Source organism: Streptomyces sp. NPDC046862, from assembly GCF_040704615.1.
In the GTDB taxonomy this organism is placed as follows: Bacteria; Actinomycetota; Actinomycetes; order Streptomycetales; family Streptomycetaceae; genus Streptomyces.
The window spans coordinates 43,245-51,429 of sequence record NZ_JBEYXP010000074.1; the positions used below are offsets into that span (position 1 = coordinate 43,245).

6 protein-coding genes are annotated in these 8,185 nt (G+C 69.2%); all 6 read right to left on the reverse strand.

Annotation, left to right across the window (positions count from 1 at the left end):
* A complete protein-coding gene (locus AB0959_RS47760) occupies nt 1-1,176 on the reverse strand; it encodes an ABC transporter ATP-binding protein (RefSeq protein ID WP_366833221.1) in 1,176 nt (391 codons plus the stop codon).
* A 141-nt stretch (nt 1,177-1,317) separates the two neighbouring features.
* The gene (locus AB0959_RS47765) at nt 1,318-2,382 is read right to left on the reverse strand and encodes an extracellular solute-binding protein (protein WP_366833222.1); all 1,065 of its coding nucleotides are present in this window, start codon (nt 2,380-2,382) and stop codon (nt 1,318-1,320) included.
* 380 nt (nt 2,383-2,762) lie between these two features.
* Nucleotides 2,763-3,842 carry an NADP-dependent oxidoreductase gene (locus AB0959_RS47770; protein ID WP_366833223.1) on the reverse strand — a complete coding sequence of 360 codons (1,080 nt, stop codon included), beginning with the start codon at nt 3,840-3,842 and terminating at the stop codon, nt 2,763-2,765.
* Nucleotides 3,839-5,215 (reverse strand): FAD-binding protein, encoded by a 1,377-nt coding sequence (locus tag AB0959_RS47775; protein ID WP_366833224.1) that lies wholly within the window; start codon nt 5,213-5,215, stop codon nt 3,839-3,841. The genes AB0959_RS47770 and AB0959_RS47775 overlap by 4 nt, the downstream gene beginning before the upstream one ends.
* A gap of 231 nt (nt 5,216-5,446) precedes the next feature.
* Nucleotides 5,447-5,908 carry an arginase family protein gene (locus tag AB0959_RS47780; protein WP_366833225.1) on the reverse strand — a complete coding sequence of 154 codons (462 nt, stop codon included), beginning with the start codon at nt 5,906-5,908 and terminating at the stop codon, nt 5,447-5,449.
* Nucleotides 5,909-6,389: 481 nt separating this feature from the next.
* Nucleotides 6,390-8,114, reverse strand: coding sequence for a cellulase family glycosylhydrolase (locus tag AB0959_RS47785; protein ID WP_366833226.1), 1,725 nt, complete (start codon nt 8,112-8,114; stop codon nt 6,390-6,392).
* Nucleotides 8,115-8,185 lie beyond the last annotated feature (71 nt).

Below are 8,185 nucleotides of genomic sequence, written 5' to 3' on the forward strand. Positions count from 1 at the left end.
TCACGCCCCCACCGCGGCGGCGGGGGCGTGTTTGGCTGTCCGGACCCCGTCGGCGTCGTAGTAGAGGGCCGCGTCCCTGGCGAACCACGCGGTCACCAACTGTCCGCGCGACAACCCCCGCGCCCATGGCTTGCCGGTCAGGGGTGCCCGGGCATGCAGGCGGCTGTCCGCGATCGCCACGACCACGTCCATGTGACGCCCGCCGAACTGCGCGTCGACGACCTCTGCCGCGAGACCGACGCCGTGGGCCGGCGGTTTCTCGTCGGCCGGACAGAGCTCGAGGTCGTCGGGGCGCAACCGGGCGTTGATCTCGCTGTACGAGCGGGGCACCCGGAGCTCGCCCACCACTGCCGGGCCCGACGAACCCGCTTGGCCGTCGGCGCCCGGTGCGCCCGCGAGGGACCACCCGTCGCCCGCGCGTCGGAGCGGAAGCCGGTTCGACATGCCGATGAAGCCGGCGACGTACTCGGTGGCCGGTTCCTCGAAGACCCGCTCGGGTGAGTCGAGTTGCTCGATCCGTCCCGCTTTCATGATCGCCAGTCGGTCGCCGAGCGCCAGCGCCTCGCTCTGGTCGTGGGTGACGAATACGGCGGTGAAGCCCAGTCGCGCGTGCAGCTCGTGGAGCTGGGCGCGCACCTGGTCGCGCAGCCGGGCGTCGAGGTTGCTCAGCGGCTCGTCGAAGAGCACCAGGTCGGGCTGGGCGGCCAGGCCGCGGGCCAGGGCGACCCGCTGCTGCTGGCCGCCGCTGAGCTGTGCCGGATAGCGGTCGAGCAGGGCGGCGCAGTCGACGAGCTCCGCCGCCTCCTCGATCCGCCTGCGCGCCTGCTCACGGGCCACCCGCCGGGTCTTCAGCGGGTATCCGATGTTGCGGCGCACGGTCATGTGCGGCCACAGCGCGTACGACTGGAACACCATCCCGATGTTCCGCTTGTTCGGAGGGAGGTTGGCCTTCCCCTGTACGTCCAGCACGGTCTGGTCGCCCAGCGAGATGTGTCCCTCGTCGGGCGTCTCCAGACCGGCCAGACAGCGCAGGGTCGTGGTCTTCCCACAGCCGCTCGGGCCGAGCAGAACGACGAATTCGCCCGGCTCGATCTCCAGCGACAGGTCGTCCACGGCGACCGCGGGCGGCTTGCCGGCGAACCTTTTCGTCAGACCCTCGATGCGCACGTGGGACACGGGGACTCCTTACATCCAAGATCATGTGAGTGGGCACCCGGACCCGCACCCGTCGGCGTGGGTGCGGGTCCGGGTGCGGGTTGCGGGCGCGGGTGCCCACGCTGCTGTGGCATCGGTCCTGGCGGATGCCTCCCACCGCCCCTACTGGAAGAGGGACTTCCACTTCTTCTGGTACGCGGCCACGGCATCCGGCGTGAGCTTGGCGGGATCCTGAATCCGCACCTTGTCGTTGGTGATCACCGTCCCGGGGACCTTGGGCAGCACCGAGCCGGCCGACGGCGTGATCAGTTCCTGTCCCTTGGCGGTCACCATGAAGTTGGCGAACAACTGAGCGGCGTTGGGGTGCGGAGCGGTCTGCAGCACCATGCCGTAGTACCGGGCACCCCACGCGCCGTTCGGCGGCATGCGGTAGTCGACCGGCGCGCCCTTCTTCTTGGCGGGATCGAGCGTGATCGGCGCCACGAAGCTGCCGGCGGCGATCTCGCCGGACTGCAGCGCCTCGCCCATGGGCAGGGCACTGGGATAGATCCGCGGCTTCTGGGCGGCCAGCTTCTTCACGAAGTCGGCGCCGTACTTCTCCTCCAGCCACAGGTAGAAGTCCACGATCGAGGGCGCCGTCGGCTCGATGACGCCGATCTTTCCGCCGGAGAGCTTCGGGTCCAGAAGGCCCGTGTAGTCGGTCAGCCCCTTGGGGTAGAGCTTGGTGTTCCAACCGAAGGTGAGCACCGCGGAGTTGGTCTCGAAGTAGTTGCCCTTGTGGACGTATTTCTTGGCGTCGTAGTCGCCCTTGCCGGTCAGCTCGGGACCGGTCGGCGCGAGGAACCGTCCGGCCTTGGCCTGCGGCTCCACCCAGGACAGGCTCGCGCTGACATACATGTCGGCGATGCCCTTGCCGGAGTTGAACTCCGTCTCGACCTTCACTCCGAGGTCACCGTCGACGCCCCGGACGGTCTTGACGTCGATCCCCGGGTACTTGGCTTCGAAGGCCTTCGCGAGGTTGTTGAGGGCGGTCAGGTCCTGGGCCGAGTAGACGGTGACCTGTCCTTCCTTCTTCGCTGCGGCGACCAGTTCGTCCATGCCCGCCGACGCGGGTACGACCTTGGACTCGGCGTTGTTGTCTTTGCCGCCGCCACACGCGGCGAGCAGCAGTGCGGTGATCGACAGCAGGATGAGCAAAGCCCCGCGCCGTCGCGGATCGGATCTCATTCTCGGCTCCCTTGCCTGAACCCGGCTCCCGTCCGAACCGGCTCACCACCGAGCGGCTTCGCGCTCGGTGGTGGACCGGACGGCCGAGAATGCAGGGAAATTACCAAACTGAACTAAGTTAGGCAATAGGGTGCGCAGGCTCTGTGTGCAGGTCCTGCGGTGGAGGCGGCGTGGCGGGGCGATCGAGCGAAAGGGGTGCCCGCCCTACGGTTACGGTGCAGGTGGGAGGGCAGATGGTCGGCGGTTGGTGGCCGGTCCAGGAGTGGAGTGTGGTGGAGGTGGGGTGGCGTGGTCGACCTTGCGTCCATCATTGAACTCATGTCAGTTCAATGATGGGTCGCATCAAGGGTAAGAGGCCCGGAGGTGGCGCCACCTGTTGTTCATCCTCTGTGGCGGGCGGCGCCGAGGGCGTTCTCACGATGCGGGACCTCATCGATCCGCACAAGTGTCTTACCTGTGTTGTCGCCCCGGAGCAGTGCCGCCAGCGCCACCGGCGCCTGCGCCAGCCCGTCGATGACCGTTTCACGGCAGCGGAGTCGGCCGTCCCGGAGCCATGCGCCCATCTGCCGTCGCATCTCGGGCAGCAAGTGGGCGTGGTCGCTGCCGCGGAAGCCGCGAATCGTCAGGCCCTTCGTCACCGCCAGCATGAGGTTTCCAGGCCCCTGCGGCGGTTCCTCCGCCGTGTACTCCGAGATCATGCCGCAGATCGCGACACGGCCCGCCCTCCGCAGCGCCCCGAGGGCGGCCTCGAGATGGTCGCCCCCGACGTTGTCGAAGTACACGTCCACGCCGTCCGGAGCCGCCTCGCGCAGCAGGTCGGGGAGGGGGCCCGCCCTGTAGTTGAACGCCGCGTCCAGGCCGAGTTCCTCCCGGAGGTGGCGCACCTTTTCGTCGGATCCCGCACTGCCGATGACGCGATGCCCGCGGATCTTCGCCATCTGTGCGACGAGACTGCCCACAGCGCCGGCCGCGGCGGAGACCCAGACCACGTCGCCGACGCGCAGGCCGGCGACATGGAAGAGGCCGGCATAGGCGGTGAGTCCATTGCCGCCGAGCACGCCGAGATGGGCCTGTGGGGGTGCGAGGCGCAGGTCGAGCCTGGTGAGCGTACCGACACCGCCTAGCGCCTGCCTTCCCGCCTCGACGACCGCGTAGTCGCGCCATCCCGAGGCGTGCCACACCGTGTCACCGGGGGCGAACCCGTCGGCGCGGGACTCGAGGACCTCCCCGACGGTCATGATCCCGTCCATCGGCTCATCGAGGGGGAAGGCCGGGAAGTACCCCGGAGGCGCCTCCTCGCGGAGCCGCAGCCGAAGAGCGGCGTCGACGGACGTCCACGTGTTCCGGACCAGTACCTCGCCCGGCCGCGGCTCGCGGACCCCGGCCTCGACGACGCGGAAGTCCGACGCCCGGACCTCGCCGCGGGGATACGTGATCGGCCGTACCTCGCGGCCGATCACAGCGGGGCCTCCCCGGGCCGCGTGGCTCTCGTGGCTCTCACGGCGCGAACCGTCGCGCTCCCCGCGGCCGTGAGCCCGAACACGAGGGCTGACGCGATACCGCCGGCGTACGCCCGGTACCACAGGCCTCCGGTGTCCGAACCGGCGGCGAGGAGCCCCTCCACGGGCTGCCCGTCCTCGCCCAGCACCCGGGCCCGGTCGTCGATGCGGACTCCGTGGAAGGGAAAGGTGATGGCGGGCACCGTCTCGATGACGTAGTAGGGCGGCTCGTCGAGCGGCATCCGGTCGAGTCGGCGGCCCGGCACCGGTTCCTCACCCGCCGCCGCCCGGGCGTTGAACCGCTCGACGGCCGCGCGGACGGATGGCCCGTCGTAACCCCATTCCTCGGGGAGGTGGTCGAGTTCGTCGAGGCTCTCGGCGAAACCGGTCCGGCCACCCCGCTTGTCGGCCAGCGCGAACTTGTCGACGGCGACCGCCCCGCGCACGTACGAGCCCACCACCCAGTCGCGGAAGACGCGCGCGTCGGCGATGAGCAGCCCTCGGTTCTCGGGCTGTTCCATCAGCGCCATCGCCGTCAGGTGGTCACCCAGCGTCTCGTCGGTGAACCGCTCACCCAGCAGGTTGAACAGCAGCGCGTGCTCGCTGTAGTAAAGGGACAGATCGACGAAGTCCGACGGGTCCGCGAACGGGATGCCGCTCGGGATCAGATGCCCGTAGAAGCCGGCCTCGGCCCTCCCGGTCGCTGCCCCGGCGGCGGTCGCCAGGCGGTGACCGGCCCCACGGCTGTGAGGGTTGGAACGCAGCTCCATGCGGTCGGCGTGGGGGTGGACGAACTGGTTGCGGAGGTCCGTGTCCCCCTGGAAGCCGCCGGTGGCGAGGAGTGTCGAGGTGGCGCGCACCTTCCGTCGCGCGCCGTCGGCCGTGACGAGTTCCGCTCCGGTCACGGTCCCGCCCTCCAGGAGGAGCCGCGCGGTATCGGTGGTGAGCAGCAGTGTGCCACCCGCCTCGACGATGATGCGGCGGCAGGTGTCGACGTAGTGATGGGTGTCGAACTGGTGCCCCTGGCCGAAGCTGAGGATGGGCTGGGCGTCCTTGACCTCGACTCCCGTGCTCCGAATCCATGCGATGCCTTCCGCGAACCGGTCCACGAGGGCGCGCTTGAGCGAGGCCTCTCCGCCCGGGTTGTGCCGCTCCATCACCTCGTGGCTCGGGGCGGTCCAGGCGTAACCGGCGTAGCGCGCGGAGCCCCCGACGTCCTCGCCGATCTCGACGACCGTGACGGACAACCCGTTGCGTACGGCTCTCGCGCCCGCGGTCAGGCCTGCCATCCCCGCTCCGACGACGAGCAGGTCGACCGACTGGTGATCCTGCATGAGCACTCGCCCCTCCTTGACGTTCGTCGCGTCCGCCGGTTCCCTCCAGGCCTACGGCCCGGTGCGGTGCGCCGGACAGAGGTCGAGCCGGAACCTCCAGACTCCCATCACTTGAACTGACTTCATTTTCGTATGCACCGCCCTCGTGTCAACAGGCTTGAGGAGCTCCTGTGGCAGCGGATTCCCGACTCGCACTGCATCCTTCTTCAAAGTGAACTCATTGAGAAGGGACTATGGCTGTTGCCCGGGCGGAGAGCCCGAGACCGTCGGGTCCAGGTAGGCCGGGCCCGGGAGACCCCTGCGGCGCATGGCGATTCCGGTCAGCGCCTCGAAGATGGCCCGGCGGGCGTTCATGGTGGTGGTGCAACCGGGATCGAGATGGGGTGCGACCTCGACGACGTCCATGCCCACGACGGGCGTCTCGTGACAGATCCGGCGGATGGCCGGCAGTAGCTCGCGGTTGGTCAGGCCGGGCGGCTCAGGCGTGCCTGTGCCGGGCGCGAAGGCCGGATCCAGCACGTCGATGTCCAGCGAGAGAACAGATGGTCCGGCCCGCCCGTTGTCGTGCATCCAGGCGAACAGTTCGTCGTCGGGCGTGATCGCACTGCGCAGACCGATCTGGACGAAGTTGCGCCCAGGGATGTGTTCATGGCCTGGTAGAAGGAGTTGTCCGGCGAGGGGATCGTGCCCCACAGCGGAGTGACCGCCGTGTAGCTGCCTCCCCTGCCCGGGACACCGTCGACCGTCCGGGGCCGTTCGGCCGGGTAGGTGAGGAAGCCGGGGTCGGTCGCGATGTCGGCGCCGCCGGCCACCGGCGCGATGTCCGGCCTGACGGAGCTGTCGGGCACGTACGCGGGGAGCGCGGCCTTGAGTCCTCTTCTTGTGCCGGCTCCGCCGGTGCTCCGCTCACCGCCGCCGCAGGCGGACAGCAGGGGCGCCATCGCGGCGGTACCGGCCACGGGCCGCGGCCGTGCCGAGCAGGGTTCTGCGGTTCATGTGGGTGGTCATGTGTGGGCTGCTTTCACGGGTGAGTTCTCAGAACGGGCCCGGGCGCCGCGCGGCCGTAAGCCGGTCGTTGGTCGGCCGCGCGGCGGTGATGCGAAGGGGGCGCGTGGGTGTCGAGGCGCTTCAACGACGGCCCCGCCGAGCTGTTCGAGTCCTGGCACTGTCGGCGTCAGGCCGTCGTGCCGGTCACCGTGCTACCTGTCCGGGTGACGTGGTAGGTCACCGAGGAGCCGCTCCAGAAGTGGAAGGTGAGCGTGGCTCGGGAGCCTTCCCTGAGCGAGTTGGCGAAGTCGGGGGTCAGCTTGATGGAGTCGCCGGTGTACGCCGAGAACGCGGTGTCCCACTGCTGGTACGAAGTCCAGCTCGCCGGGCCCGCGTTGCTTCCGTCGTCGTACTTGGCCTCCATGGTCGCCAGCATGTCGCCCCGGAACCGGGTGGGGATCGTCAGGCCGCTGGTGGTCCCGGAGGCGTCGGAAAGGACCGGGGTGTCGTACGTGACCACGTCGATCCGCCACGGGACGCCGCGGGAGAACCTGGCCTCCAGCGTCGCGTTCACCCCGTAACTCCGGTCACCGGCCAACTCGGTGAGCGCCGCGGACGTCAACGTGAGCCCGCTGCCGGAGACGGTGTAGTCCCTGCCCTTCACCAGGTTGCGGGAGCCGTGCCGCAGCCCCTGGAAGTCGGTGCCGTTCGGGTTGAGCGTCAGCGTCCGGCTCGGGATCGCACCTGTTTTCGGGAGGAACACCAGGTCGCTGGAGGCGGTGCCGGAACGGGTGGTCCAGCTCGACTTGATCTGGGCGAACAGTTCCGGGTCCCGCCACTGGAGGGTGTTGCGGTTCAGGAACTGGCCGGCGTCCCACAGCATGGTGGTGAGGTTGCGTTGGCGGGCGTAGTTGCCCAGGAACTCGAAGTACTTGCGCACCTCGCCCCGCTCGATGATGCCCGGGCGGTTGTGGTCGTAGGCGAGCAGGGCGTACTCGCCGATGATCACCGGGATGCCGTGCGCGACGAAGGTGTTGTACACGCGGTCGAAGGTCTCGGTGAGGTCCTTCTCCGAGGTGGCGTCGAACCGGGTGTACCCGGCGATGTTCACGCTGAACGGCCACCATCCGTAGAAGTGGACGGTCGTGACCACCATGGGATCGCGCAGGGCGGTGAGGTTGCCGGCCAGCGCGTCGAGCCGCCCCTGGTCGGCGTTGGTGTACAGGGTGGGCAGGACGAGCAGCCGGTCGGTGTTGCGCCCGCCGGACGCCCGGACGATGCGGTGGAAGACGGTGTTGAGCTCGTCCAGCAGCCGGTAGTTCTGGTCGTCGCCCGAAGTGCCGCTGAACGTCGGCTCGTTGACGCTTTCGAACACCAGCCGGGACGGCTCGTCGCGGAACTCCGCCGCGATCTGGTTCCAGGTGGCGGTGTAGCGGGCGAGGACGGTGTCGTGGTCCGTGGAGAGGTTGTTGACCCACATCCACGAGTCGTGGTGCATGTTGAGCATCACGTACAGGTCTTCGTCCAGCGCCCAGTCGACGACCTGCCGCACCTTCGCCATCCAGGCCGGGTCGATCGTGTAAGCGGGCGCGGCGCCCTGGTGACCGCCCCACGTGACGGGAAGGCGGATGCTCCTGAAGCCCTGCGACTTGACCTTCCTCAGGAGCTCCCTGGTCACGGGCGGGTTGCCCCAGGAGGTCTCGTCGGGGAGGGCGTCGTAGGTGTTGCCCAGGTTCCAGCCGGGCTGCATGGCCGCCACCGCGCTGCGGGCGGCAGGGGCGCTGGGCGGCGGCGGGTCGGCGGCCTGGGCGGTGGCGGGCACCAGCGGGAGCAGGGCGATCGCCAGCAGGAGTGCCGCCAGTCTCGGCGCGGGGCGGGACGGCCCCCGCCCGCGGCGGACGAAGCTATCCAATCACCACGTGAGATAGGAAGAGCGACGGGTAGGGAAAGAGAGTACAGGGTCAGGAGTAGAACTCGGTGCTC

What these genes read in the sequence shown, in the direction of transcription:
- AB0959_RS47765 (WP_366833222.1), bottom strand. Translation starts at nt 2,382, where the DNA reads ATGAGATCCGATCCGCGACGGCGCGGGGCTTTGCTCATCCTGCTGTCG.
- AB0959_RS47775 (WP_366833224.1), bottom strand. Translation starts at nt 5,215, where the DNA reads ATGCAGGATCACCAGTCGGTCGACCTGCTCGTCGTCGGAGCGGGGATG.